Source organism: Rhizobium sp. ARZ01 (genome assembly GCF_014851675.1).
Taxonomy (GTDB): Bacteria; Pseudomonadota; Alphaproteobacteria; order Rhizobiales; family Rhizobiaceae; genus Mycoplana.
Genome location: NZ_JACVAE010000002.1, coordinates 355642 through 380433, shown reverse-complemented (window position 1 = coordinate 380433; position 24792 = coordinate 355642). Strand labels below are relative to the sequence as shown.

The following is a 24792-nucleotide window of genomic DNA, read 5'->3' as shown; positions in this document are numbered from 1 at the left end:
TGGATGGGCATTCGTTCCGCGGGCGATCGGCCAAGCGGGAAATCACACGCGCATCGGCATGAGAACGTAGAGCGCGTCGTCGCCGGCGAGGTCGCGTACCAGCGTCGGCGAGCCGGGGTCCGCCAACAGGAATACGGCCTCTTCGCCGGAAAGCTGGGCGGTGATGTCGAGCAGATACTTTGCGTTGAAGCCAATCTCCAGCGGGTCGCTATCGTAGCCGACCGGCACTTCTTCCGTGGCGCTGCCCGAATCCGGATTGTTGACGGTCAGTGTCATCTGGCCTTCGGCGAGCGAGAGCTTCACCGCGCGGCCACGCTCGGACGAAATCGTCGAAACGCGGTCGACCGCCTGGGCAAACGACTGGCAGTCGATCTTCAGCTCCTTGTCGTTGCTCGTCGGGATGACGCGCTGATAGTCCGGGAACGTGCCGTCGATCAGCTTCGAGGTCAGGACGACCGAACCGATGGTGAAGCGGATCTTCGCGTCCGAGACCTCGACAGTTACGACCAGATCCGGATTGTCGACCAGCTTCTGCAGTTCGCCGACCGTCTTGCGCGGGATGATGATGCCCGGCATGCCCTCCGAGCCCGACGGCGCCTCGACGTCGGCGCGCGCCAGCCGGTGACCGTCGGTGGCGACGGCCCGCAGCTTGAGCTGGCCGGCGTTCTCGATCGTGTGGATGAAGATGCCGTTCAGATAGTAGCGGGTTTCCTCCGTCGAGATCGCGAACTGCGTGCGGTCGATCAGCATCTTCAGATCGGTCGCCTTGAGACGGAACGTGTGGCTGAAGCTGCCGGCGGTCAAATCCGGGAAATCGGATTGCGGCAAGCACTGCAACGAGAACTTGGAGCGGCCGGAGGCAACCGTCATAGCGCCGCCGTCGGGCGTGTTTGCCAGCAACACTTCCGAGCCATCCGGTAGCTTGCGCACGATGTCGTAGAGAAGATGGGCGGGTACTGTCGTGGCGCCGGCCTGTTCGATCTGCGCCGGCGTCGCCTCGGTGATCTCCAGATCGAGGTCGGTCGCCTTCATCTCAAGGCTAGCCCCGTCGGCACGCAAGAGCACGTTCGAAAGGATCGGGATCGTGTTGCGCCGCTCGACCACACGGTGGACGTGGTTCAGCGATTTCAGAAGGTTGGACCGTTCGATGGTGATGCGCATGGACGTACCGCTTTCGACCCCTGTCCGCCGGCATGGCCGGCGCGACGTCATTCTTGTTTGCCGGCTTGAGCCGGGAGGATGTGGACGGGCAAATTGGCAGATTTTGTCGACAGAATGCAAGAGGCATGGCGATTACCACAGGGGGAAACCGGGGCTGTGCGCACAGCTTGCGGACTTGCCGACTGCCCCGGGCTCCCCCATAAGGAGACGAGATAGCGTCAAAGAGCCTCGGGCGACAGCAGGAATGAACGTTTAAGATGCAGGAAGAGCCACACAAGGGTGCCGCCTCCGCGGCCCGACATTATCGCCTCCATGGCGCGATGGTGCCGGCCCGCCCGCTTGAGCCGGCGCTCTATCTGGTGGCGACGCCGATCGGCAATCTCGGCGACATCACGCTGCGCGCGCTGGAAACGCTTGCCGGCGCCGATGTGCTGGCCTGCGAGGATACGCGCGTGACCCGCGTCCTGCTTGACCGTTACGGCATTGTGACACGCCCTTACGCCTATCACGAACACAACGCCGGTGAGGTCGGTCCGAAGCTGGTTGCAGCTCTGGAACAGGGGAAATCGGTGGCGCTCGTTTCTGATGCTGGCACGCCGCTGGTTTCGGATCCCGGCTATCGTCTCGGTCAGCTTGCACTCTCGGCTGGCTGCAAGGTCGTTCCTATCCCCGGTCCATCCGCACCATTGGCTGCACTTGTCGGATCCGGCCTGCCAAACGACGCTTTTCTCTTCGCCGGCTTCCTGCCGGTCAAGGACAAGGCACGCCGCGACCGGCTCGGTGACCTTGCGCGCGTGCCGGCGACTTTGATCTTCTTCGAATCCCCACACCGCATCGGGGCGACGCTTGCGGCTGCGTCCGCAGTTCTCGGCGAACTGAGACCGGCCGCAGTTTGTAGAGAGTTGACGAAGACTTTTGAGGAATTTCGTCGCGGATCGCTTTCCGAACTTGCCGCGCACTATGAGGCGAACCCGCAAGTCAAGGGCGAGATTGTGCTGGTGATCGGCCCGCCGGCGGAGGACGCAGTCCCCGCGATTGCCGACGTGGATGCGCTGCTGACTGCGCTGGCCGGCGAAATGCCGGCCGGCAAGGCCGCGACAGAGGCCGCGCGCCAGACCGGACTGCCGCGTCGCGATCTGTACCAGCGCCTGATCGAGATGAAGGGGACAAATGGCGACTGAAGCGGCAAACAAGCTTCGCCGGAAGGCCTATCGGCGCGGTCATATCGCCGAATATGTCGCCGCCCTCTACCTCATCGCCAAGGGCTATCGGGTCCTTGCCATCCGCTATCGCACGAAGCTGGGCGAGATTGACCTCATCGTCCGCAAGCGCGACCTCGTTATTTGTGCCGAGGTGAAGGCGCGGGGGAGCGAGGAGAGCGCAGTCTTCGCGGTCACCAGCACGGCGCAGCAGCGCATCCGAGCTGCAAGCGACCTCTGGCTCGCCCGCCAGCGCGACGCCCACCGTCTTTCCGTTCGATACGACATCATCGCAGTGCTGCCCTGGCGTATTCCACGGCACTTGCCGGATGCCTTCTGAAGGCCGGCCGGATACACTCCGCACTGCGCCCGATCTCCTCTCGCTGAGGCGGCCACGAAGAACGAATGGAGTGCTTCGGCCGTCGTCTGCCGGTTGCAGATGTACAGGGCGCGGCGCGCATGCGCCGCCCGTTGCGTTTGTGAGGCCGCAAGCCTAAATGAGTCCGGCAATCCGTGAGGAACATCCATGGCAAAGATCAAGAACGTCGCGGTCCAGATGGACCATGTGTCCACCATCAACATTGGCGGCGATTCCACATTCGCCATGAGCCTCGAGGCCCAGGCCCGCGGCTATCAGCTCTTCCACTATACGCCCGAGAAGCTCAGCCTTCGCGACGGTAAGGTTTTTGCCACCGTCGAGCCGATGGCGCTTCGCGACGTGAAGGGCGATCACTACGAACTGGGCGAGCCCGAGCGGGTCGATCTCTCCACCATGGACGTGGTGTTGTTGCGTCAGGATCCGCCCTTCGACATGGCCTACATCACCTCCACCCATCTCCTGGAGCGGGTTCATCCCAAGACGCTGGTGGTCAATGATCCGGCCTGGGTGCGCAACTCGCCCGAAAAAATCTTCGTCACCGAGTTCGCCGACCTGATGCCGGCAACCTTGATCAGCCGCGATCCGGCCGAGATCCGCCGCTTCCGCGAGGAGATGGGCGACATCATCCTCAAGCCGCTCTATGGCAACGGCGGCGCCGGTGTCTTCCACTCCACGCGGGACGATCGCAACCTTTCGTCGCTTCTTGAAATGTTCGGCCAGATGTTCCGCGAGCCCTTCATTGCGCAAGCCTACCTGCCGGACGTGCGCAAGGGCGACAAGCGGATCCTGCTCGTGGATGGCGAGCCGGTCGGCGCAATCAACCGCGTGCCGGCTGAACACGACGCTCGCTCCAACATGCATGTCGGCGGCCGCGCCGAGGCAACCGAACTGACCGCCCGTGAAATCGAGATCTGCAAGCGCATCGGTCCGTCGTTGCGCGAACGCGGGTTCCTGTTCGTCGGCATCGACGTCATCGGTGACTACATGACCGAGATCAACGTCACCTCGCCGACCGGTATCCGCGAGGTGAGGAAATTTGGTGGCGCCGATGTCGCGAGCCTCCTGTGGGATGCGATCGAAGGCAAGCGAGCCTGATCATCTCGTAGTGATGTCGGCGCCCGACGAAAATGGACGTCGGCACCTGCCCTGCCCGCTATGCGTCGCAATCCCGGGAGGCGTTGATCCCTGCGATATCGCCGGTCTCGACGAACAGGTTGAAGGTGGAACCGTTTCGACCAAACAATCTCGTTCCCGAAAATTTCGGTCGCAATCGCTCCAAGTCGAGTCGGCAAAGTCGAGCCGGCAGAGAGCGGTGCCTGGAGTTTGTTCTCATGTTTGCGGCGGCTGCAACCGGATGCAACTTCAGTACACGGCGTAGCTGAAAATTGTTCCTTTAATGTTCTTGTTCCATTCTGGTTTCTGTGCCAGATTGTGTTGCCGTCGGATACACGGCAGGCGAGCAGGCTGTTTGAGGGGGCGGTCATGGTGGCACGGGTAAGCACGGTGGCGTTTCACGGCATTGACGGTGTTCCTGTCGATGTGCAGGTGATGGTTGCGCCCGGCAAGATTGGCATGCAGATCGTCGGGCTCCCCGATAAGGCCGTCGCGGAAAGCCGCGAGCGGGTTCAGGCGGCGCTACACGCGACAGGTCTGTCCCTGCCGGCAAAGCGCGTAACAGTAAATCTGGCGCCGGCCGACCTACCGAAGGAAGGAAGCCACTTCGACCTCCCGATCGCGCTCGGCCTGATGGCGGCGCTCGGTGCCATCCCGGCCGATGCCTTGGAGGGCTATGTCGTCATCGGCGAGCTCAACCTCGACGGGACGATCGCCGCGATCGCCGGCGCCCTGCCGGCGGCCATCGGCGCCAATGCGCTCGGCAAGGGGTTGATCTGCCCCGCTGACAGCGGCGCGGAAGCTGCCTGGGCCGGTGCGGAGATCGATATCCTGGCGCCGCGCAGCCTGATTGCGCTCGCCAATCACTTTCGCGGCACGCAAGTATTGACGCGCCCGGAGCCGGCGGTCCGAGCCACACCCGCGAACATGCCGGACCTCGCGGACATCAAGGGGCAGGAGAGCGCCAAGCGCGCGCTGGAAGTCGCCGCTGCGGGTGGACACAATCTCCTGATGGTCGGTCCGCCCGGTTCCGGCAAGTCGATGCTCGCCGCCCGCTTGCCTTCTATCCTGCCGCCGTTACTACCGGCGGAGCTCTTGGAAGTCTCGATGATCCATTCGATTGCCGGGCAGCTTGCCGGCGGCAAGTTGTCGGATCGCCGTCCCTATCGCGCGCCGCATCATTCGGCGACAATGGCCGCACTCGTCGGCGGAGGGTTGCGCGCCCGCCCCGGCGAGGCGTCGCTCGCCCATCACGGTGTCCTCTTCCTTGATGAGTTCCCCGAATTCTCACCCCAGGCGCTCGATGCGCTCCGCCAGCCGCTGGAGACGAGCGAATGCGTGATTGCGCGGGCCAATCACCGGGTTAGCTATCCGGCGGCGATCCAGCTGGTTGCCGCCATGAACCCGTGCCGGTGCGGTATGGCTGGCGAGCCGGGACAGGTCTGCGCCCGCGGCCCGCGCTGCATGACCGACTACCAGGGGCGGATTTCCGGCCCCCTGATGGACCGGATCGATATCCGCATCGACGTGCCCGCAGTGTCGGCAACCGATCTCATCCGGCCAAGGCCGGCAGAGCCCAGCGCGGTCGTGGCAGGCCGCGTAGCGCGTGCCCGCGAGGCCCAGCGCGATCGCTTCATCGCCCTTGGGTGCCCGGAGGTCGCCACCAACGCGCGCGCGTCTACGGCGTTGATCGAGCGGATTGTCGAGCCGGATCCGGGCGGGCTGCAGCTCTTGCGGGATGCCGCAGAGAAGATGCGGTTCTCTGCCCGCGGCTATCATCGCGTTCTCAAGGTCGCCCGCACGCTCGCCGATCTCGACGGAAAGGACATCGTCGGTCGCATTCATCTGGCGGAAGCAATCTCATACCGCATTGCCGGCGAGCGGTTGGCTGCGGCGGCCTGAGCCGCGAAAGCAGGAGGAAAGCCGAGGGCCTAACCAGAGGGGCGCGCTTGCGCCGGCGTTAACGCATATTGCGCAAGAGTGTGCAGCGGCGTGGCGACAACAAGATGTGAGAATCAAAGAACTACAGCGTGGCAAGCGGACCCGACGAGTAGCAACACGCTAAAGCATGTCTCCGGAGAGTGGGAACCGGTTTCACAAAGGCATACATAAAAACGCATAGGTAAAAACAAAGCACAGCACGCGAATCAGAACGATCGCGACGCGTTTAGCGCAGTGTTTGCCTGCAGATAGCCAAAGGGCGCAGCGATGGCCGCGCCCCCCGGGGTTTAGTCGTCGATGCGCGTGGCGGTCAGCCCGTCAGGCCGTCAAAAAGCGCAGTCGAGAGATAGCGTTCGGCGAACGAAGGGATGATGACGACGATGACCTTGCCCTCGTTCTCCGGTCGGCTGCCGACCTTGATTGCGGCCGTGAGCGCAGCACCCGCGGAAATGCCGACCGGCACGCCCTCGAGCCTCGCTACCAGACGGGCGTTCTCGAACGCCTCGTCGTTGGTCACAGTCACGATCTCGTCGTAGATCTTGGTATCCAGGATGGCCGGTGCGAAACCGGCGCCGATGCCCTGAATCTTGTGCGGGCCGGGATTGCCGCCTGACAACACCGGGCTGTCCGCCGGCTCGACCGCCACCACTTTTACGCTCGGCTTCTTAGCCTTGAGAACCTGCCCTGCGCCGGTGATCGTGCCGCCGGTGCCGATGCCCGAGACGAGGAAGTCCACCTGGCCGTCTGTGTCGTTCCAGATCTCTTCTGCGGTCGTCTGGCGGTGGATTTCAGGGTTGGCAGGGTTTTCGAACTGTTGCGGGATTATCGCGCCGGGAATAGTTGCCGCCAATTCCTCAGCCTTGGCGATCGCGCCTTTCATCCCCGTCGGACCTTCGGTCAGAACCAGCTCCGCACCGAGCAGCGCCAGCATCTTGCGGCGCTCGACCGACATCGTCTCTGGCATGGTAAGAATCAGCCGGTAGCCCTTGGCAGCCGCGGCAAAGGCAAGCGCGATGCCGGTGTTGCCTGAGGTCGGCTCGACCAGTGTCGACTTGCCGGGGGTGATCTTTCCCTGCGCCTCGAGCGACTCGATCATGGCCACTCCGATACGATCCTTGACGGAGGCGATCGGATTGAAGAACTCGAGCTTTGCCAGGAGGTTTGCCTTCACACCCTTTTCCCTGGCCAGCTTGTCTAGCCGCACGATCGGGGTGTCGCCGATCGTTTCGATGATCGAAGCGTAGACGCGGCCGCGGCCGGGCTTGCGGGGTTCGGGCATTTCAGGCTTCCTTCAAGCTTTGAGTGTCGCGGAGAGAATAGGTCCCTGGGCGTGCGGAAGCCAGTGCCGTATCGCCCATGGATTGTCCTCGGATTGGAAAAATTGCGCCCCAATCCGGTTGAAGGCAGATCTTTATTTCACGCTGCGCGCGTTGCGATGTAGGCCGCGGTGCTTGCGAGAATGCCTGCTGCTACGCGATTAAGCGCGCGTAGAGCGGTCGGCTTTTTCAACAGTGTGCGGGCGCGGGAGGCCAGCGCGATGTAGGGAATGAGCACGACCAGGAGCACGATGAAGGTCGCGCCGAGCAGCAGGCCATAGTCGTCGAGACCGATCGCACCGAGGTCGATCAATGTCGGGACAAGCGCCACATAGAAGAGCATGGTCTTTGGGTTGCCGAGCGTCACAAGCAATCCGGACAGGAACGACATGGCCATGTTGGAGGAGCCGCGCGCCTCAATCTCCTGCGGTACCAATCCGGTGGTCCAGAGCTTCCAGGCTATGTAGCAAAGATAAAGCGCACCGGCGATCTTGATTGCCATGAAGGCCGTGGTGAAGGTCTGGGCGATGAAAGCAAGACCCAGGATCACCGCCGTCAGGTAGATCATGTCGCCGAGGATGAGGCCAAGCCCCATGAAGAAGGTTTCGCGGAACCCGGAGCCGAGTGCGCGTGCGACGATGGCGGTGATGCCCGGACCCGGGATCACGCCGGCAATGAACAGCGCTCCGCTATAGGCAAGCAATGCGGCAAGTGTCATGAAGCGATCTCGCGTTTTGCGCTTTTTACGCCCGCGCGGTTCTGCTTTCAAGCCGGTGCCTCGATCCGCCCAGAGGCAGGAAGTAACGGCCTGCTGCCGATTGCTTCGCATCACACGCAAAGCGTCTCTGGAACGCGGTGGTTGACGATCCGGCCGGGCGCTCTAGCTTTTGGGCATGCCGAAATTCTTGTGCTCGTTGGCGTGCACGGCTATGCCAAATAGGCGTCCGGCGCTGATCCAGGTCTTTTCCTTCGCGCTCAAAGGAGAGAACGCATGTCGCCCAGTACAGCCGAAAAACGCAGGCTAGCCCCCCTCAAGACCCCGTCCGGTCTGGCGTCGAATGCAATCACCGACATTTCGGCCGCTTTGACTGCGCTGCTCGCCGACATGTTTGCGCTCTACCTGAAGACCAAGAATTTTCACTGGCACGTGTCGGGGCCGCATTTCCGGGATTATCACCTGCTTTTGGACGAGCAGGCCGAGCAGATCTTCGAGGCAACCGATGACATCGCCGAGCGCGCCCGCAAGATCGGCGGTACGACCCTGCGCTCGATCGGCCATGCGACACGCCTCCAGCGCATCCCGGACAACGACGACGACTATGTCACTCCAGAGGACATGCTGGCCGAACTCTTAGAGGACAACAAGCATCTCATCTCGCTTTTGCGCGAGACGCATGTTCTGTGCGACGAACACAACGATGTCGCGACCGCGAGCCTGCTCGAAAACTGGATCGACGAGGCCGAGCGGCGCACCTGGTTCCTGTTCGAGTCGACGCGGCAGGCGAAGTGACCCATCGCGAACGCCATCGGCGGTTTCGCCGGTGCCATTGTCGCTTGGCTTGCAAATGTAGTGCCGGTGATGCCGCGCTTCCCGCGCCGTCACATCGTGGTTGGACCTTGTCGGTTCAGAACTCAGCCATGGGTGAAAGCCTTGCCGGGCCAATAGACGGGAAGTCCCGGTCCGAACGCATCATGAAGCTCAGTTCGCCCTGTTCGGCCTGAGGCTCACCATGCCATCCCAGCCGGTCCGGCGGAAACGCAACGTCGACCGTTGGCGGTGGAACGCCAAGCGCCCGCAGAATCGCAGCGAGCGAGGGAATTTTTGCCGCAACGACATCGAGCAGTTCAAGGGAGCCGTCTTCGCCGCCACGCCAGACGATGACCGCATCTTGATCCGGCAGGTGGCTTAGTGTGACGTCCTCCGAAAAGAACGCGTTCATCAGGAACATCGTCGCCTGCTGTGCAACCGCGAACCGTTGCGAAACCGGCATGCGTGCATTCAACAGGCGCTGCACCAGCGTTAGGTCATCCTGATCGTTGAGGTCGATCCGCCGCGCGGAAGGGGAACCCGTCGGAACCTGCGGCGCGGCGCCGCGAAAGCGATACGCCGGCACGATCGCAAAACCATAGGGCTCGTAGAGGGCGGGCTTGTCGGTGTAGAGCGCAATCGCCTCGAATCCCCCTTCGTCACAGCGCTCGAGAGTTCGCCGAATGAGATCCCTAAAAAGCCCGCGCCCGCGATGTTCGGTCCGCACGGCGCCGGATTGCAGGCCGGCAGCCTTCACCATCCGCCCATCAATCATCAGCGGCATGGAAAAGGCGGTGAAGTTGGCGACACACCGCCCGGCGGCGTCGAAATAGGCCGATGGCAGGCTGCTGGGGTCGGGACCGCCGAGCCCGTCGACCGGGCTGATGTCGAGTCCGAACACATCTAGTAGCAGATCCTTCAGCGCAGCCCACCCGGCGGGATCGCCGAAATAGTCTTCGCGATAGGTCAGCCCGGCGCGATCGTTCATTTCACGCCGGTCGAGCCGAAGCCGCCGGCGCCGCGATCGGTTTCGCCGGCCATGCCAACCTCCTGTACCGCAGCCTGCACCACGGGTGCGATCACCATCTGGGCGATGCGCATGCCGCGTTCGATCGCAAAATCTTCTTCGCCGAGGTTGACGAGCAGCACCTTCACTTCGCCGCGATAGTCGCTGTCGATGGTGCCGGGCGTGTTGAGACAGGTGATCCCGTGCTTGAAGGCAAGCCCGGAGCGTGGCCGCACCTGCGCCTCGTAGCCAGCGGGAACCTCGAAGACGAAGCCGGTCGGCACCAGGGTGCGCTTGCCCGGCGCGAGCACCTGCGTTTCGCCTGCGCCGATTGCCGCGCGCAGGTCCATGCCGGCCGCGCCGGCGGTCTCGTAAGCGGGAAGATCGAGGCCTGCGCCATGCGGCAGGCGGACGAGTTTCAGGATCGGGTGGGGATCGTGTAGCAAGTTCATTCCCCATTAGCGGATCGGCCGCGCTGCCGGTCAACGCCACGAAACGCGAATTGAAAGTTTTCCACGGAACCGTTACATAGCGCGCGACCAACAGGATTTTCACACGCATGGCCGAAAGTCTCGCCGAGGCGGTCTCCCGCCGCCGCACATTCGCTATTATCGCTCACCCGGACGCGGGCAAGACGACGCTCACCGAAAAGCTGCTGCTGTTCGGCGGCGCGATCCAGCTCGCCGGCGAGGTGAAGGCGAAGAAGGACAGGATTCAGACCCGCTCGGACTGGATGAAGATCGAGCGCGAGCGCGGCATTTCGGTCGTCACCTCGGTGATGACCTTCGAGTACGAGGGCAATGTCTTCAATATCCTCGATACGCCCGGCCACGAGGACTTCGCCGACGACACCTACCGGACGCTGACGGCGGTCGACGCGGCGGTCATGGTGATCGACGCCGCCAAGGGTATCGAGCCGCGAACGTTGAAGCTGTTCGAGGTATGCCGCATGCGCGACATCCCGATCATCACCTTCATCAACAAGATGGACCGCGAGAGCCGCGACCCCTTCGAGATCCTCGACGAAGTGGAGGAGAAGCTCGCGCTCGACTGCGCGCCCGTCACCTGGCCGATCGGCCGCTCGAAGACCTTCTGCGGCTCCTACCATCTTGCCACCAACGAAGTGCGCGGCGCGGATACGCAGGAACGGCTAACGAAGGTCAGCGAGCCGGAAATGGCCTCCCACCGCCTGCCGGAGAACGAGCGCGAAGCCTTCATCGACGAGCTGACGCTGGCGATCGAGGCCTGCAAGCCCTTCGACAGGAAGGCGTTCCTCGAGGGTCATCTGACACCGGTTTTCTTCGGCTCCGCACTGCGCAATTTCGGCGTGCGCGACCTGATCAATGCGCTTGGCGCCTTTGCCCCGCCGCCGCGTGACCAGGTCGCTGACACCCGCACGGTGCATGCGGCGGAAGACAAGATGACGGCCTTCGTCTTCAAGATCCAGGCGAACATGGACCCGAACCATCGCGACCGCATCGCCTTTGCCCGCGTCTGCTCCGGCAAGCTGGAGCGCGGCATGAAGGCGCGGCTCGCGCGCACCGGCAAGCAGCTCGGCCTCACCGCGCCGCAGTTCTTCTTCGCCTCCCAGCGCCAGCTCGCCGACACGGCCTACGCAGGCGACGTCGTCGGCATTCCGAACCACGGCACCCTGCGTATCGGCGATACGCTGACAGAAGGCGAGGCGCTCGTCTTCGAAGGCGTTCCGAACTTCTCGCCGGAAATCCTCCGCCGCGTCCGGCTTGAGGACGCGATGAAGGCGAAGAAGCTGAAGGAAGCGCTGCATCAGATGGCGGAAGAAGGCGTCGTGCAGCTGTTCTCGCCCGAGGACGGTTCGCCGGCGATCGTCGGCGTCGTCGGCGCGCTACAGCTCGACGTCTTGAAGGAGCGCCTGCAGCAGGAATACGGCTTGCCCGTTTCCTTCGAGATGTCGCGCTTTTCGGTCTGCCGCTGGATCTCCGCCGACAATCCGGCCGATCTGGAAAAGTTTGTCACCGCGCGGCGGGGTGATATCGCCCGCGACCTCGACGGCGATCCGGTGTTTCTGGCGCAGGACGCATTCTCGCTGCGCTATGAAGCTGAGCGCTATCCGGCAATCAAGATGGCCGCGATCAAGGAGTACCACGTCGCCAAGGCGGCGTGACGTTCAGACTCATCGAAGCCCCATCACGATGAACCAGACGCCGGCGGCGACCAGAAGCGCGCCGGCTATCCTGCCGATTTTGTCCCCGCCGGGAAATACCTTCTCGGCAAGAACAAGGATCGCGATCAAGGCGATCCAGAGGATGTTCATCACACCGCCGACGAAGAGAAGCAGCATCAGCGGCCAGCAGCAGCCGACGCAATAGGCGCCGTGTCGCATGCCCATGGCAAAGGCGCCCACGGGATCGCGCCGGAAACCTCCGGCGGCCTGCAGGAAGGCAACGGGCGCCCGGCATTTGCTCAGGCACGCATGCTTGAGCGGCGTCCACTGATAGAGGCCGGCAACGATCAGGAGCGCACCGCTCAGCACCATACTTGCGCTCTCCATCATCGGTGTCAGCAGAAGCGCCCGATCGAGCAGCCACTGACCGAGGGTGGCGACGAGCGAAAACAGAAACCAAACCACAAGGTAGCCGGCACAGAAGATGCCGGTTGCGGCGAAGGGGGAGCCTTGCTTCTCCGCATGTCGCCCAACGCGGGCGTAAAGCAAAATCATCGGGCTTGCCGACGGCAGCATCATCCCCACCATCATCACGCACCACATGGCAAGGACGAGAGCCGCGTCACCGGCGCTCCAGGGTAGCGCCGTCATCGTCTGCGCCATGCCCGGCATATCCATACCTTCCATGCCGGGCATCCCCTGCATCCCGCTCATGCCATCCATGGACGTGTGGCGGACAGCCATGGTTCGTGCCAGCGAAAGCAGGTAGAGCCAAGCGAGCACCGTCATCGCCGCAATGCTTGCGGCGATGACGGTGCGATCCCGTTTGAGGATGGAGTCGAGGGCCGGGTCCGCCATGGTGCTTCCGACCCTAGTGGACGACGCCGGTTTCCGTCATGTGCAGGCGGCCGAAATGGGCGTGCGAGTCCGCAAGCGAAAGCTGGATCGGTCCCTTCGTCTCCGCCCATCCGCGGCCGACTTCGCAGACATCGTACTCGAAGCCGTGCGGCAGGTTGATGCGCGCGCGATGCTCGTCGCCAGTCACCGGATTGAGGATCGGTTCGCCGCGTGCGTCGATCCAGCCTGGGATGCCGACCCTTGCGGTCCGCTTGTCGACATCGAGGTCGAAGTCGATCTGCGCGAACACGGGGTCGTGCACGGTGTCGAAGGTGGTGGCGAAGACGGCAAAGAAGGTGGCGCCCGGCTCGGTGTCCTGCCCGCTCATGATGCGCAGAAGGGCGTCTCGCTGTTCAGGCGTCGCGCGCTCGTCGACGATCGGAACGCATTGGCCGTGGCCCTCGTGGATCGCCCCTGGCCAGGCGACGATCACGGCTATACGCAAACCATCGAGCCGGATATCTCCGTGATATCCGTCTTCGATGTCGACTGCGCCGATTGCGTGGCACTTGCCCTGCGTGGGAAGGGCATTGAACTGGCAGGGGCATCCATAGGCGCAGTTGCAGTGAATGAACTCCCGTCCCTGGAGTGACCATTTGACGTTCGGCATGACGCCCTCCAAATTCGTGGGAATAAGAATTTCACTGGTTGCTAATGTACTCCCTGCAGCTTTGGCTTGTCCAGAAAAGTCCCCATGAAGCTTACCAGTCGGGTAGTGCAAGACGCAGGCCCAGCACCGCGAAGGCACCTGCAAACCCGCGCCGGAACCAGAAGAGCACGGCGGGCCGCGAAATGACATACCTGCGTGCTGCGACGGCGAATGCGCCGTAGCCGAGGAAGACGACGAACGTCAGCACCATGAATACCGCTGCGAGGACGAGCATCGACCCGGTCGGATCCGGATCACTGGCCGGAACGAACTGCGGCAGGAACGCCAGAAAGAAGAACGAAAGCTTGGGGTTCAGGATGTTCAGCAGGAATCCGTTGGCGACAATCCTTGCTGCGGATGCCGCGACGGGTCGGTCGTTGATCTGCAAGCCCCCGTCTTCGCGCAGGACGCTCCATGCCATGTAGAGCAGGTAGGCGACGCCCAGGTACTTCAAAATGTGAAAGGCGAGAGCGCTGGCATGCAGCAGCGCCGCAAGCCCGGCAATGCTGGCGGCGATGTGAGGCAGAATGCCAAGCGTGCAGCCGAATGCGGCGAGAATGCTGGCGCGCCAGCCGCTGTTGAGCCCGAGCGTCAGCGTGTAGAGCACGCCGGTTCCGGGCAGCAGAATGACAACGATCGAGGTCAGCAGATATTCAACGGACACGAGGGCCTCCCGAGTGGTGCGCGATCGGCGCCATCAAACCAGCCGGAGGAAACTGCGTCTTGAAGAAAATTGCAGCCTTGGGGCTCAGCGCGTCGCCTCGGCATAGACGCCCGGCGATATGCCGTTCTGCCTGATGAACAGCCGCGTCATATGGCTTTGGTCGGAAAACCCGCAGGCCAGCGCAACCTCGGCAAGTTGTTGTCCGCCCGCGATCAGTCGGCGGGCCAGGGCGACACGACGCTGGATCAGGTAGGCGTGCGGTGTCATGCCTGTTACCTCGGCAAAGGCACGCACCAGTTGGAACCGGCTCAGGCCGCATTCCCGGGCGAGGTCGCCAAGCGTCAGCGCCCGTGCCGGATCGTCATCGATGAGGTCGCGCGCGCGGCCGATTGCTCCGGTCGCGGATAGGCTGCCTTTGCTTGCGGGGCTCTCCCGCATGGCCGCCTCCACTAGGCGCAGCAGCCTATCTTCGCAAAGAAGGGGCGAAGTCTCGGTGCTGGACGTAATGGCATCGAACAGCATGTCAAATCGCTGGCGAAGCCTGTCGTCGCCCGTGACGGGGAGGGGGAATTCGTGCTGCGACAACTTGCCTTCGCTGATGTCGGAAAGCGCGGCGGAGATGGTGGCGCAGTCGATGTAGAGCATGCGCCAAGCCCGACCCTTGGCATCGAACGGCGTGCCGTCATGCACTTCGCCCCGGTTGACCGTGATCACGTCGCCGGCCGTGGCTTCCACAATCCCGCGTCCGCTTAATGAATTTTGTGCGCCTCGGTCGATGACGCCAATACCGAAACGGTCGTGCGTATGGCGGGAGAAGCTGTGCGCGGAGTCGGCAAGGACGACCTCCATCCCGCGGAGGCGGGATTTGAGCATACGGAACCGGTTGTTTCCCATAACCCGTGACCAAGCTTCGAACAGCGACGCGGCATGCTAGCACGCTCTGCGTGCGATGGAATGATGACTATTCCTTTTCGCAACTGGGGATGTGCCGCAGGTCCTCGACCCACGGCAATGCCGAGCGGCGCCAATGCTGGCTGGTCGGCACAAGGTTCAGGCGCTGGCTGATCGTTCCCAGACGGATCGCGACCTCGTCCGGCCCTTCGCCTTCGCCCGTGCGAAAACATGGTGAGCCGCATTTCGGGCAGAAGTGCTGCATGCTCCTGTTGCCGCTTTCGCCGATCTTCACGTAGACCGAAGGCTCGCCGCCGGTCACGCGGAAATCCTCGCGCCTTGAAAAAGTGCTGACGCGATATGCGGAGCCTGTCAGTCGCTGGCAGTCCGTGCAGTGACAGATCGCAACGTCTCCGGGTTCGATCTCCGCCTCGTAGGTGATGTAGCCGCAATGGCACTGGCCGTCGATGTGCATCGGATCCTCCCGCCAATTCTGGAAAGAAGGATAGGCCGAGGTGTGATCAGTTCAATGCGCCGGTCTGATGAAAGTGCCGTTCCGAAAATCGACAAGCGTTCAATCATCGATCCTCACCGTTCTTGCGCCGACATGAAGCCTTCGCCCGGCGCCCCAGCCGTTGATGGCGGCGCCGGTCCCGAGAAGCACGAAGAGAACGGCGCTGGCGCGGAAGCTTCCCGTCCAGCTGCGTATGAGGCCAACGATCAGCGGGCCGATGGCTGCCAGGAGATAGCCGACGCATTGGGCCATGCCGGAAAGGTGGGCGGCGACATGTGCATCAGGTGAACGAAGCACGATCGCCGTCATGGCCACGGCAATCAGTCCGCCCTGACCCACACCCTGCAGTGCGGCCCAGAACCACGCGGTCGACAGCGGGGCGAACAGGAGGCCCAATAGCGCGACCACGGCAATGGCGCAAAGGGCCACGTGGATCAGCCGTTGGTCCTTGCTCCTGACGGCGATCTGTGGTGCGACGATGCAGGATGCCGCCTGAACCATGACGGACATCGAGACGATCGCGCCGGCCGTCACGCCGTCGAGCCCGCGCTCGCGCAGGATCGGGACCAGCCAGCCGAACACGCAGTAGGCGAGGGCGGACTGCAGCCCCATGAAAAGGGTTATCTTCCAGGCCAGGCGATCGCGCCACAGTCCTTCGACCCGAAAGCCGGTGCGCCGTGCGGCACGATCGACGCTCAGGGCTTGAGGAAGCCATATCAATCCAACGCCGATGGCCGGCAAAGCCCATATGGACAGCGCGGCATTCAGCGAGCCTCCGAATGCCTGCTCGACGGGGATCGAAAGACCGGCGGCGGCAGCCGCGCCCCCGCAGAGCGCCATCGTATAGAGACCTGTCATCAGGGCTGTGCGGTCGGCGAAATCACGCTTCACCAGGCCGGGGAGCAAGACGTTGCCGACGGCAATGCAAGCACCCGCAAGCGCCGTGCCGGCGAAAAGGAGCGGGACAGAGGAAAGGCCCCGCAGCGCAGTGCCGAGCGCCAGGAGAAACAGGACCGCAAGCAGGGTCCTTTCGCTGCCTATCCTTTGCGCGAGGCGCGGTGCGATCGGTGAGAACAGCCCGAGGCAGACGACCGGCAAGGTCGTCAGCAGGCTCACCCCGAGCGGCGAAAGCTGCAAGGCACTGCGCAGTTCGGGCAGCAGTGCCGAGGCGCTGGAAAAGACCGGCCGCAGATTGAACGCGATCAGGACGAGGCTTGCCCCGAGAACGATGCGGGCAAGACCGGTGATCGGGGCTGGCGGGGCGGGCTGCGGGACGCTGTCCGCTTCCGCGTCGATCAGTTGCTGATCGAATTCTTCCGCAGCGGCGGCGGTATCCTTGGGATGCATGTTCATTGTTTGAGCTTTTCGTCGAGTGCGGCAATGATCGGCGCCATGAAGCGACGCACGGCGGCATCGGCCTTCTCTGGATCGCCCGTTTCGATGGCGTCGATGATCTCGGCATGCGCCTGCATGTCGGGTTCTGGCAGGTCGTCGCCCAGCGTGGCTTCAATCGTTTCGGCAATGGATTGCGAAAAGAACGCGTAGATCTCGATCATCGCTCGGTTGCCGGATGCGGTGATGATCGCCTTGTGGAACGCAAGATCGCGCTCGATGAAGCCAGCCCTGTCCGAGCCATCGTAGTTTCCACGGCTGGCGAGAAGGGCGCGCAGGCTGGCGATGGTGGAAGGGGTCTGCCGGCGGGCGGCAAGGCGTGCCGCTTCCACGTCGAGCGCCAGGCGTGCTTCGAACTGGTCGCGCAGGCTTGCACGCCGGGCCATGGTCAGGCGGGGAACGGGATCGACGGCCGTCAGCACATAAGTGCCGGAACCCTGTCGGGTCTCCAGGAAGCCCTGCACCGCGAGGGCGCGCACTGCCTCCCGCACGGTGCCGCGGCTGACCGACAGCATCGCCGCCAGGGATGCCTCGTTGGGGAGTTTTTCGCCGACTCGCCACTGCTTGGCGAGGATCTCCTTGCGGATTGCCTCGGCTGCGCTTTCGGCGAGGTTGTTTCTGTTCAGCGTTTCCATTGCCCGTGTTCATCAAGTCATCGGATGACTTGATGATTACAGTGGCGCCGCCGGCTGGTCAATTGCGGAGGTAACCGTGAGCGCCGCATTTTGGCGGCCCTCACGAGGTGTTCTGCTTGAACCTGAACCTTCGAGGTTCACGGGTGCCCCAGTTTCCACGATTGGTGTCCTGCTAGTGCGCCGGCTTGATGAAGGTGCCGTTTTGCAGCTCGCGCATCGCCTGCTGCAGTTCCTCGCGCGTATTCATCACGATCGGACCGTGCCAGGCGACCGGTTCCTGAATCGGCTTGCCGGTCACGAGCAGGAAGCGGACACCCTTTTCACCCGCCTGTACGGTGACGCGGTCGCCCGTATCGAACACCACCAGCGTTCGGTTTCCCGACAGGTCGCGGATGTTCAGCTCCTCGCCCTGGTACTCCTTCTCGACCTTGACGCCGAAGGGTTTGGAAGCGTCACGGAAGGTGCCGGAGCCGGCAAATATGTAAGCGAAGGCTGACCGGTAGGTGTCGACCGGAATGGTCTTCGTCTTGCCGGGCGGAACCGAGATATCGAGATAGACCGGCTCGGCGGCGATGCCGTCGACGGGGCCTTTCTTGCCCCAGAAATCGCCGCTGATGATGCGCACGGCCGTGCCGTCGTCATCGACAACCACGGGGATGTCGGCGGACTTGATGTCCTGGTGGCGCGGCGCCGTCATCTTCAGCGACGAGGGCAGGTTGGCCCAAAGCTGGAAGCCGTGCATGCGCCCGGCAAAATCGCCTTTCGGCATTTCCTGGTGCAGGATACCGCTGCCGGCCGTCATCCATTGAACATCGCCGGCGCCCATGGTGCCGTGGTTACCGAGGCTGTCGCCATGCTCGACGGTTCCCGCCAGCACATAGGTGATCGTCTCGATGCCGCGATGGGGATGCCAGGGAAAACCGCGGATGTAGTCGTTGGGATCGTCGTTGCGGAAATCATCCATCATCAGGAAGGGGTCGGTCATCGACGGATCGCCGAAACCGAAGACGCGGTGCAGCTTGACGCCGGCGCCTTCCATGGCGGGCCGGGCGATGCTCTCGTGCTTGACGGGGCGGATGGACATGCAAGGGGTCCTTTCAATGGTTCACTTGCAGCCGAATATAGTGCCGCCCGCACCGGTGAGAAATTGTGGACAATGGAAACGCAGTGTTCACCAATGCCTGTCTCGCAGGGAACTGTATCAACAGGAATGCCGCCCCAGATTGGCGCGCATGGTTTCCGGCCCGTTTACTTTCGTTAACGTATTTTTACCTTCTTTCGATGATTCTGGTCGGAGCACTGGGTCAATGCGTTCGTAATCCTTTCGGCCGGAGGGGCCGGCAGAAAGCGAGTCTAGCCAATGTGCCGATGGGCAGCCTATCGCGGTGAACCGCTCTATCTGGAGGAACTCGTGTCCTCGCCAGCGCATTCGCTGATCGAGCAGTCGCACTGCGCGACCCGGGCGAAGACCGCCACGAACGGCGACGGTTTCGGGATCGCCTGGTACGGTGATCGGCCGGAACCGGGGCGCTATCGCGATATTCTGCCGGCCTGGTCGGACTGTAACCTGAAAAGCATCGCCCGCCAGATCCGCTCGCCGCTGTTTCTCGCCCATGTGCGCGCGGCGACCGGCGGCGGGACGCGGCGCGACAATTGCCATCCCTTCGTCCACGGCATCTGGTCCTTCATGCACAACGGCCAGATCGCCGATTTCGAGCACCTGCGCCGGCCGATGGAGTCGATGCTCGACAACGATCTCTATGCGGCGCGCACCGGCGCGACCGACTCGGAGCTGTTGTTTCTGCTCGCCAAGCAGTTCGGCCTGGAGCACGACCCGCTGTCCGCCATGGCCGAGACGATCGGCCTGGTCGAGCGGCTGGCGGAGCAGCTGGGGCGCAGGGTGCTTGTCCGCTTCACAGCCGCCTTTTCCGACGGGCGCACGCTTTATGCGGTGCGATACGCCACCGATTACCGCGCCCCGACGCTTTACGCCGCTCCGATGGACCGGGCCGGCGGCTATTGCCTTGTTTCCGAGCCGCTCAACGACGACACCGATGCCTGGGTGGAGATCCCCGACGGCAGCGCCGTGGTGCTCGGCGAGGATGGGATAGACGTGCGGCTTTTCGCGCCCGACGGCCGCTCGGCGCCGGTCCCGTGCAAGCCGGAACTGGCCGTTGTCCGCTAGCACGTCTCGCCTGGATGCGGGCGGCTGATCCGTTCGTCCGGCGCGAGGCCTCATGACGGCGAAGCGAGCCTCTCAGCGATCAGCGCCGCCAGACGTGCGGCGACCTCGTCCTTGGAGAGGTCCGGCCAGACGTCGATGCCGTCCTTGGAAACAATCTTCACGCTGTTGCGGCTGCCGCCCATGATGCCGGTTTTCGGCGAGACGTCGTTGGCGACGATCAGGTCCGCGCCCTTGCGCTTCAGTTTCTCCCGGGCGTTCGCCTCGACATCCTGCGTCTCGGCGGCAAAGCCGACGACCAGCTGCGGGCGCTGGGCATGATGGCCGATGGTCTTGAGGATGTCGGGGTTCTCGGCGAGTTGCAGCGGCGGCGGTGCCTCGCCCGGCTTCTTCTTGATCTTCTGCGCACCCGCCGTGGCGACGCGCCAATCTGCGACGGCAGCGACCATGACGGCGATGTCGGCGGGAAGGTTCCTCAGGACCGCCTCCAGCATCTCCTCGGCGCGCTCGACATGCACGGTCCTGACACCGGCGGGGTCAGGGATTTCGACCGGGCCGGAAACGAGGGTGACGTCCGCGCCAAGCTTTGCAAGGGCTGCGGCGATCGCATGGCCCTGCCGGCCGGAGGAGCGGTTGGCGATGTAGCGCACCGGATCGATCGGCTCGTGGGTGGGGCCGGAGGTGACGATGACCTTCCGGCCGGCAAGCGGTTTCGGCCCGCCATCGAGCATCCGCTCGACGGCTGCCACAATCTCCAGCGGCTCGGCCATGCGGCCAAGCCCGGCTTCCCCACCCTCGGCCATCTCGCCGGCATTCGGACCGACGAAGCGGATACCGTCGCCGGCAAGCGTCTCGGCGTTGCGCAGCGTGGCCGGATGCGTCCACATCTTCGGGTTCATCGCCGGTGCGATCAATACCGGGCGGTCGGTGGCGAGCAGCACGGTCGAGGCGAGGTCGTCGGCTAGGCCATTCGCCATCTTCGCCATCAGGTCGGCCGTGGCCGGTGCCACGACGACGAGGTCGCAGTCGCGCGCCAGCCGGATATGACCGACATCCTGCTCGTCCTCGCGGGAAAAAAGATCGGTGAAGACGTGGCCGGAGGACAGCGCGCCGACCGCAAGCGGGGTGACGAACTGCTGCGCGCCGGCTGTCATGAGCGGCACCACCGTCGCGCCGCGCTCGCGCAACCTGCGGATCAGGTCGAGGCTCTTGTAGGCGGCAATCCCACCCGAGATGATCAGAAGAATGCGTTTGTCCTTCAAGGTCATGAGCCCGTCCCGCACTTCAATTCTTCCCCTGCCGCTCGTGGCAAGGCGTTCAATTCCGTAGCGTTTCTGTGCCCCTTTTCCAAGATGCCGATCATGCGCCCTCATCCGGAATGTTGAGGATATGGCCGCAGGCCTTGCAGTGGACGGCATCGACATCGTGGCGGCGCAGGCCGCATTGCGGGCAGGGGAAAATAACCTTGTGCGGGCGCACGATCGTCTGCGCCAGCCGCACGAACAGCGAGATGCCGATGATCATCGTGGCAATCGACGTCAATTTCCCAAGCGGACCGGGCAGCGTGATGTCGCCGAAGCCGGTGGTCGTCACCGTGGCGACAGTGAAATAGAGCGCATCGATGAAGCCGCTGACGTTTTCGGCATAGAAGAAGGTCGAGTAGACGAAGCCGGTGACGATGAACAGGAAGATCAGGAAGTTGATGCAGGCCTGGATCGTGTCCTCGTAGGCGCTGTAGCCCCGGCGCTTCAGGATCAGCGAGAACAGCCGGCTCTGGCTGATCGCCCAGATTCGCAGCGCCCTGAGGAAGGCGAAGTTGGCGAGCTGGTTCGGAAAGAGCAGCGTGGCAAGGATGAAGAGGTCGACCCAGGTCATCGGCCGGCCGAGCCAATAGCGCAGTGTCGGCGCCACCAGCATGCGCGCGACAAGTTCGAGGGCGATGATGACGGTGACGACGTAGTCGACCAGCAGATAGGCGTTGCCGGCGCGCAGGTACGGCCCCATCAGAAAGAAGACGATGATGGCGAGGTCGACCACCATCATGGCGAACTGGAAGGCGAGCGCTTGCGGATGGCTGCCGTAGTAGAGGCTGCGCAGACGGCGGCGCAGCGCCTCCATCAGGGGCACGGACGCCGCGTCAATGTTCCGTCGCTCAGCCATTGCGACAATCTAGCCCGCGCCTCTTGCGGGTCAAGCGGCGTAGGGCGCGTGGGAACGCCGCTGATGCAATGCCGGTGAAGGCTGGCGAGCTGCACGAGCCTATTGGGCCGGAGCCGTCTCTTCGAGGCGCTCGCTGCCGCCAAGTGCCCAACGGGTGAGCGGGCGGGCGAGAAGGATGAGCACCACCCCGAAGGCGGCGCTGGTCATGAAGATGCGCATAAACGCATCCTGCAGCCCGGCCGCATGCTCGGTGTCCATGCCGGCGGCGAGCAACCCCGCCATCAGGTTTCCAAGTGACGAAGCGACGAACCAGAAGCCCATCATCTGGCTGGTGAACCGTTCTGGCGCCAGGCGGGAAAAGGTGGAAAGGCCGACGGGGCTCAGCAACAGCTCGCCCACGGTGTGAAGGAGATAGGTGGCGATCAGAAACAGCGCCGAGACCTTCATGCCGGTTGCTGCGGTTTGCGCCGCGGGCACGAGGATCAGATAGCCGAGGCCCATGGCGATGAGCGCCGCACCGAACTTTACGAAAACGGGAATGGTCCAGCGCTGTTCGGCATAGATCCAGAACGCGGCGAAGGCCGGGGTCAGCAGAATGATAAAAAGCGCATTGAGGTTCTGGAACCACGAGGCGGGCACGGTGAAGCTGCCGAGTTCGCGCTGGGTGAGGTCGTTGGCGAAAAGGTTGAGCGATGACCCCGCCTGCTCGAAACCCGACCAGAAAAGCGCTGCCGCCACGAAGAGGATCGCAAGCACGATCATTCGCAATTTCTCGGGGCCGGTCAGGTCGCCGGCGAGGAAGATGTTGAGGAAGAAGCCGATGGCCACGGTAACGATGATCAGGCCCATGGCCTTGGCGAGACCGGGGGCGCTGGCGAGATCGATCAGGCCGGTCACCGCGGCGGCAGCGACTAGTACGACAACCAAGCCACCGATGATACCAGTGAAGATTTGATCGCGACGTCCGGTGGCCGAGTCGGGGTGGTGGTGGACGGCGGGCACGCCGCCTTTGTCGCGCAGCGACCTGCGGCCGGCGTACAGGAAGTTGACAAGGCCGAACAGCATGGCGACGGCGGCGGCACCAAAGCCCCAGTGCCAACCCCAGTTCTCACCGAGATAGCCGGCGATCAGTCCGCCAAGGATCGCACCGATATTGATGCCCATGTAGAAGAAGGAAAAGCCGGCGTCGCGGCCGCCGATGTCATTCTTGTCGTAAAGCTGGCCGACGAGGGTTGAGATGTTAGGCTTCAGCAGCCCGGTGCCGACGGCGATGCAGACGAGGCCGAGGAAGAAAATCGCGGCGGCGAAACCGGATATTGCCAGCAGGATGTGCCCTAGCATGATGGCGATGCCGCCAACGACGATCGCACGCTTGCACCCCCAGAACCGGTCGGCGATCCAGCCCCCCGGCAACGCCAGTATGTAGGCCGAGGCAGTATACAGGCCGTAGATTGCCGCTGCGTCGGCCGTTGTCAGGCCAAGCCCACCATTCTGCACCTGGTCCACAAGGAAAAGGATCAGGATCGCTCGCATGCCATAGTAGCTGAAGCGTTCCCACATCTCGACAAAGAAGAGAGCAACGAGGCCCGGCGGATATTTCACGGACGTCGACATCGAACTTCCCCTGAATAGGTGCTCGATGGAACTATAGCGCGGATCGCGCCGGGTGTCCCTGAAGAGCTGCACACCGCAGCGCCTGTTAAACTTCTGCTTCAAGCCAGAAGCTGCCGAACACCGAACCCTGCTTCGCGCCGGAAGCAGCATGGCCGGGCTTCATGCTGCTCGGTTCTGCCTGGCCTCGATGCGCTGCCCATTTCGTCGATGGGTTTCGCTGTTGCCGAATATGGCCTCGGCCGCCTGCGACGGATCAAGAGACACGCCCACCGCCCAGGCAGACTGGGCGGTGGGCGGTTGTAAGGGCCTATTCGACCACCGCGGCCTGTTCGGTTTCAGTGCTAGGCTCGGTCGGCTGCTCGGCGTCCGGCTCGGTCGGTTGCTCGACGACGTCTGTCGGCTCCTCGGTGTCCGGTTCGGCCGGCTGCTCAACAACATCCGTCGGCTGCTGGGATGCCAGTTCATCGCGCACCTGATCGATCTTGCCGATCGAGGGGCCGACGCCGAGAACATCCTTCGCCCAGCCCATCACTTCCTGATCAACCACCGCCGGTTCGCCCGGCTGCGCCGTATTGATGTTCTTGTTGGTGGCCGCAAGCAGGGCGGCGCTCAGGGCCTCGTCGCTAAGGGCCGGATCGACTGGCACGGCGTCGACGCCGTTATCCAGCTCGAATTGCGCATAGGCCATGACATAGGCGCGGACCGCGGCCATGCGCGGATCCTGCGAATTCATGTAGGCGTGATAGTTGCGCTTGAGCGAATTCAGGCTGCCGAGCTTGGCTGAGAGCGGCTTTTCTTGCGGGGTCGGCTTGAGCTTGGCGGTCGTCGCGGCAGTGTTCGTCACCTTCCTGGCCGGCTTGGATTTTTCCACCGACGCTACCTTGGTCTTTCCCTTGGCCTCATCCTTGCCGAAGAGCTTACCGAAGGCCTTGGCGATCGGATCCTTCTTTTCCTTCGTGTCGGCCTTTGCATGCGCGGTTTCGGACTTGCCACGACCGGAGGTGTTCTTGCTTCCGTCCTTGTCTTTGCCGCCACCCTTGTCAGTGCCGCCGCCGCTCTTGTCGCTGCCGCCGCCTTTACCGCCGCCGTTTCCGCCGCCACCGCCGCCGCCGTTGCCACCCCCGTTGCCGCCGCCATTGCCGTTCTTGGCAAAAGCGGACGAGGTGGTGAGCTTGGACGGATCCTTCAGGTCGAGGCTGACCGGCACGGCGGCAAGCGTTGCGGACATACAAGCCGCGAGGGCTAGGCTACCGAATTTGCGCATAGAACATTCCTCCGAATCAATTGTGTTCCAAGCCCCCAGGTGGCGATTGGGGCTGCTTTGGGCCGGATTTGTGGCGGGCCGAGCAATGCGCGCGGCGAACCGTGACGATCCAGAGCCTGCTACTTAAACCACGACCAATTAGAT

General features: G+C 63.3%; 24 protein-coding genes. 7 read left to right on the top strand and 17 right to left on the bottom strand.

What is annotated here, in order from left to right; translation table 11 throughout:
• Positions 1 to 42: 42 nt before the first annotated feature.
• On the bottom strand, positions 43 to 1161 hold the full coding sequence (gene dnaN, locus IB238_RS15950; RefSeq protein WP_192249724.1) for a DNA polymerase III subunit beta: 1119 nt from the start codon (positions 1159 to 1161) through the stop codon (positions 43 to 45).
• Between the two features lie 257 nt (positions 1162 to 1418).
• On the opposite strand from dnaN, the gene rsmI reads away from it, so the two are divergent.
• The 4 genes from rsmI (at position 1419) to IB238_RS15930 (ending at position 5754) form a co-directional block, all read left to right on the top strand.
• Positions 1419 to 2342 carry a 16S rRNA (cytidine(1402)-2'-O)-methyltransferase gene (gene rsmI / locus IB238_RS15945; protein WP_192248811.1) on the top strand — a complete coding sequence of 308 codons (924 nt, stop codon included), beginning with the start codon at positions 1419 to 1421 and terminating at the stop codon, positions 2340 to 2342.
• Positions 2332 to 2700: a YraN family protein gene (locus IB238_RS15940; protein WP_192248809.1), complete on the top strand. Its 369-nt coding sequence runs from the start codon at positions 2332 to 2334 to the stop codon at positions 2698 to 2700. The genes rsmI and IB238_RS15940 overlap by 11 nt, the downstream gene beginning before the upstream one ends.
• 186 nt (positions 2701 to 2886) lie before the next feature.
• The gene (gene gshB, locus IB238_RS15935) at positions 2887 to 3834 is read left to right on the top strand and encodes a glutathione synthase (RefSeq protein ID WP_192248806.1); all 948 of its coding nucleotides are present in this window, start codon (positions 2887 to 2889) and stop codon (positions 3832 to 3834) included.
• 387 nt (positions 3835 to 4221) lie between these two features.
• Positions 4222 to 5754 carry a YifB family Mg chelatase-like AAA ATPase gene (locus IB238_RS15930; RefSeq protein WP_192248804.1) on the top strand — a complete coding sequence of 511 codons (1533 nt, stop codon included), beginning with the start codon at positions 4222 to 4224 and terminating at the stop codon, positions 5752 to 5754.
• A 349-nt stretch (positions 5755 to 6103) separates the two neighbouring features.
• Here the strand turns inward: IB238_RS15930 and cysK are convergent, their stop codons facing one another.
• Together cysK and IB238_RS15920 are read right to left on the bottom strand one after the other, a co-directional pair.
• Positions 6104 to 7072: a cysteine synthase A gene (cysK, locus tag IB238_RS15925; RefSeq protein WP_192248800.1), complete on the bottom strand. Its 969-nt coding sequence runs from the start codon at positions 7070 to 7072 to the stop codon at positions 6104 to 6106.
• Positions 7073 to 7209: 137 nt separating this feature from the next.
• Positions 7210 to 7827 (bottom strand): LysE family translocator, encoded by a 618-nt coding sequence (locus IB238_RS15920; protein ID WP_192248797.1) that lies wholly within the window; start codon positions 7825 to 7827, stop codon positions 7210 to 7212.
• A gap of 273 nt (positions 7828 to 8100) precedes the next feature.
• On the opposite strand from IB238_RS15920, the gene IB238_RS15915 reads away from it, so the two are divergent.
• On the top strand, positions 8101 to 8619 hold the full coding sequence (locus IB238_RS15915; protein WP_192248794.1) for a DNA starvation/stationary phase protection protein: 519 nt from the start codon (positions 8101 to 8103) through the stop codon (positions 8617 to 8619).
• 115 nt (positions 8620 to 8734) lie between these two features.
• Here IB238_RS15915 and IB238_RS15910 read toward each other — a convergent pair whose 3' ends face one another.
• On the bottom strand, positions 8735 to 9625 hold the full coding sequence (locus IB238_RS15910) for a GNAT family N-acetyltransferase (protein ID WP_192248791.1): 891 nt from the start codon (positions 9623 to 9625) through the stop codon (positions 8735 to 8737).
• Positions 9622 to 10095, bottom strand: a complete 474-nt coding sequence (dut, locus tag IB238_RS15905; RefSeq protein WP_192248788.1) for a dUTP diphosphatase — start codon at positions 10093 to 10095, stop codon at positions 9622 to 9624. Before dut ends, IB238_RS15910 begins: the two co-directional genes overlap by 4 nt.
• Before the next feature lie 107 nt (positions 10096 to 10202).
• Between dut and IB238_RS15900 the strand changes: the two genes are divergently transcribed.
• Positions 10203 to 11786, top strand: a complete 1584-nt coding sequence (locus IB238_RS15900; RefSeq protein WP_192248785.1) for a peptide chain release factor 3 — start codon at positions 10203 to 10205, stop codon at positions 11784 to 11786.
• Between the two features lie 9 nt (positions 11787 to 11795).
• Here IB238_RS15900 and IB238_RS15895 read toward each other — a convergent pair whose 3' ends face one another.
• The 8 genes from IB238_RS15895 to IB238_RS15860 form a co-directional block, all read right to left on the bottom strand.
• Entirely contained in the window at positions 11796 to 12644 is an 849-nt protein-coding gene (locus IB238_RS15895; protein ID WP_192248782.1) for a DUF2182 domain-containing protein, read from the bottom strand.
• 13 nt (positions 12645 to 12657) lie between these two features.
• Entirely contained in the window at positions 12658 to 13293 is a 636-nt protein-coding gene (locus tag IB238_RS15890) for a DUF1326 domain-containing protein (protein ID WP_192248779.1), read from the bottom strand.
• Between the two features lie 91 nt (positions 13294 to 13384).
• A complete protein-coding gene (locus tag IB238_RS15885; RefSeq protein ID WP_192248776.1) occupies positions 13385 to 13996 on the bottom strand; it encodes a LysE family translocator in 612 nt (203 codons plus the stop codon).
• An 84-nt stretch (positions 13997 to 14080) separates the two neighbouring features.
• Positions 14081 to 14890, bottom strand: a complete 810-nt coding sequence (locus tag IB238_RS15880; protein WP_192248773.1) for an AraC family transcriptional regulator — start codon at positions 14888 to 14890, stop codon at positions 14081 to 14083.
• A 67-nt stretch (positions 14891 to 14957) separates the two neighbouring features.
• Positions 14958 to 15362 carry a GFA family protein gene (locus IB238_RS15875; RefSeq protein ID WP_192248770.1) on the bottom strand — a complete coding sequence of 135 codons (405 nt, stop codon included), beginning with the start codon at positions 15360 to 15362 and terminating at the stop codon, positions 14958 to 14960.
• Between the two features lie 99 nt (positions 15363 to 15461).
• Positions 15462 to 16754 carry an MFS transporter gene (locus IB238_RS15870; RefSeq protein ID WP_192248767.1) on the bottom strand — a complete coding sequence of 431 codons (1293 nt, stop codon included), beginning with the start codon at positions 16752 to 16754 and terminating at the stop codon, positions 15462 to 15464.
• Positions 16751 to 17428 (bottom strand): FadR/GntR family transcriptional regulator, encoded by a 678-nt coding sequence (locus tag IB238_RS15865; protein WP_192248764.1) that lies wholly within the window; start codon positions 17426 to 17428, stop codon positions 16751 to 16753. The genes IB238_RS15870 and IB238_RS15865 overlap by 4 nt, the downstream gene beginning before the upstream one ends.
• 172 nt (positions 17429 to 17600) lie before the next feature.
• Complete coding sequence (locus tag IB238_RS15860) at positions 17601 to 18512, bottom strand: pirin family protein (protein WP_192248761.1); 912 nt, start codon at positions 18510 to 18512, stop codon at positions 17601 to 17603.
• A gap of 276 nt (positions 18513 to 18788) precedes the next feature.
• Between IB238_RS15860 and IB238_RS15855 the strand changes: the two genes are divergently transcribed.
• Positions 18789 to 19613: a class II glutamine amidotransferase gene (locus IB238_RS15855; protein WP_192248758.1), complete on the top strand. Its 825-nt coding sequence runs from the start codon at positions 18789 to 18791 to the stop codon at positions 19611 to 19613.
• A gap of 50 nt (positions 19614 to 19663) precedes the next feature.
• Here IB238_RS15855 and coaBC read toward each other — a convergent pair whose 3' ends face one another.
• From coaBC to IB238_RS15835, 4 genes are all read right to left on the bottom strand, one after another.
• Positions 19664 to 20878, bottom strand: a complete 1215-nt coding sequence (gene coaBC / locus IB238_RS15850; RefSeq protein WP_192248755.1) for a bifunctional phosphopantothenoylcysteine decarboxylase/phosphopantothenate--cysteine ligase CoaBC — start codon at positions 20876 to 20878, stop codon at positions 19664 to 19666.
• Between the two features lie 91 nt (positions 20879 to 20969).
• Entirely contained in the window at positions 20970 to 21770 is an 801-nt protein-coding gene (locus IB238_RS15845; protein ID WP_192248752.1) for a potassium channel family protein, read from the bottom strand.
• 99 nt (positions 21771 to 21869) lie between these two features.
• Entirely contained in the window at positions 21870 to 23384 is a 1515-nt protein-coding gene (locus IB238_RS15840; RefSeq protein ID WP_192248749.1) for a peptide MFS transporter, read from the bottom strand.
• A gap of 307 nt (positions 23385 to 23691) precedes the next feature.
• Positions 23692 to 24648, bottom strand: coding sequence for a hypothetical protein (locus tag IB238_RS15835; protein WP_192248746.1), 957 nt, complete (start codon positions 24646 to 24648; stop codon positions 23692 to 23694).
• Positions 24649 to 24792: the final 144 nt, after the last annotated feature.

Bases quoted from the DNA above. Each gene is read 5' to 3' on its own strand.
- dnaN (WP_192249724.1), bottom strand. From the start codon at position 1,161: ATGCGCATCACCATCGAACGGTCCAACCTTCTGAAATCGCTGAACCAC.
- rsmI (WP_192248811.1), top strand. From the start codon at position 1,419: ATGCAGGAAGAGCCACACAAGGGTGCCGCCTCCGCGGCCCGACATTAT.
- IB238_RS15940 (WP_192248809.1), top strand. From the start codon at position 2,332: ATGGCGACTGAAGCGGCAAACAAGCTTCGCCGGAAGGCCTATCGGCGC.
- gshB (WP_192248806.1), top strand. From the start codon at position 2,887: ATGGCAAAGATCAAGAACGTCGCGGTCCAGATGGACCATGTGTCCACC.
- IB238_RS15930 (WP_192248804.1), top strand. From the start codon at position 4,222: ATGGTGGCACGGGTAAGCACGGTGGCGTTTCACGGCATTGACGGTGTT.
- cysK (WP_192248800.1), bottom strand. From the start codon at position 7,072: ATGCCCGAACCCCGCAAGCCCGGCCGCGGCCGCGTCTACGCTTCGATC.
- IB238_RS15920 (WP_192248797.1), bottom strand. From the start codon at position 7,827: ATGACACTTGCCGCATTGCTTGCCTATAGCGGAGCGCTGTTCATTGCC.
- IB238_RS15915 (WP_192248794.1), top strand. From the start codon at position 8,101: ATGTCGCCCAGTACAGCCGAAAAACGCAGGCTAGCCCCCCTCAAGACC.
- IB238_RS15910 (WP_192248791.1), bottom strand. From the start codon at position 9,625: ATGAACGATCGCGCCGGGCTGACCTATCGCGAAGACTATTTCGGCGAT.
- dut (WP_192248788.1), bottom strand. From the start codon at position 10,095: ATGAACTTGCTACACGATCCCCACCCGATCCTGAAACTCGTCCGCCTG.
- IB238_RS15900 (WP_192248785.1), top strand. From the start codon at position 10,203: ATGGCCGAAAGTCTCGCCGAGGCGGTCTCCCGCCGCCGCACATTCGCT.
- IB238_RS15895 (WP_192248782.1), bottom strand. From the start codon at position 12,644: ATGGCGGACCCGGCCCTCGACTCCATCCTCAAACGGGATCGCACCGTC.
- IB238_RS15890 (WP_192248779.1), bottom strand. From the start codon at position 13,293: ATGCCGAACGTCAAATGGTCACTCCAGGGACGGGAGTTCATTCACTGC.
- IB238_RS15880 (WP_192248773.1), bottom strand. From the start codon at position 14,890: ATGGGAAACAACCGGTTCCGTATGCTCAAATCCCGCCTCCGCGGGATG.
- IB238_RS15875 (WP_192248770.1), bottom strand. From the start codon at position 15,362: ATGCACATCGACGGCCAGTGCCATTGCGGCTACATCACCTACGAGGCG.
- IB238_RS15870 (WP_192248767.1), bottom strand. From the start codon at position 16,754: ATGAACATGCATCCCAAGGATACCGCCGCCGCTGCGGAAGAATTCGAT.
- IB238_RS15865 (WP_192248764.1), bottom strand. From the start codon at position 17,428: ATGGAAACGCTGAACAGAAACAACCTCGCCGAAAGCGCAGCCGAGGCA.
- IB238_RS15860 (WP_192248761.1), bottom strand. From the start codon at position 18,512: ATGTCCATCCGCCCCGTCAAGCACGAGAGCATCGCCCGGCCCGCCATG.
- IB238_RS15855 (WP_192248758.1), top strand. From the start codon at position 18,789: ATGTGCCGATGGGCAGCCTATCGCGGTGAACCGCTCTATCTGGAGGAA.
- coaBC (WP_192248755.1), bottom strand. From the start codon at position 20,878: ATGACCTTGAAGGACAAACGCATTCTTCTGATCATCTCGGGTGGGATT.
- IB238_RS15845 (WP_192248752.1), bottom strand. From the start codon at position 21,770: ATGGCTGAGCGACGGAACATTGACGCGGCGTCCGTGCCCCTGATGGAG.
- IB238_RS15840 (WP_192248749.1), bottom strand. From the start codon at position 23,384: ATGTCGACGTCCGTGAAATATCCGCCGGGCCTCGTTGCTCTCTTCTTT.
- IB238_RS15835 (WP_192248746.1), bottom strand. From the start codon at position 24,648: ATGCGCAAATTCGGTAGCCTAGCCCTCGCGGCTTGTATGTCCGCAACG.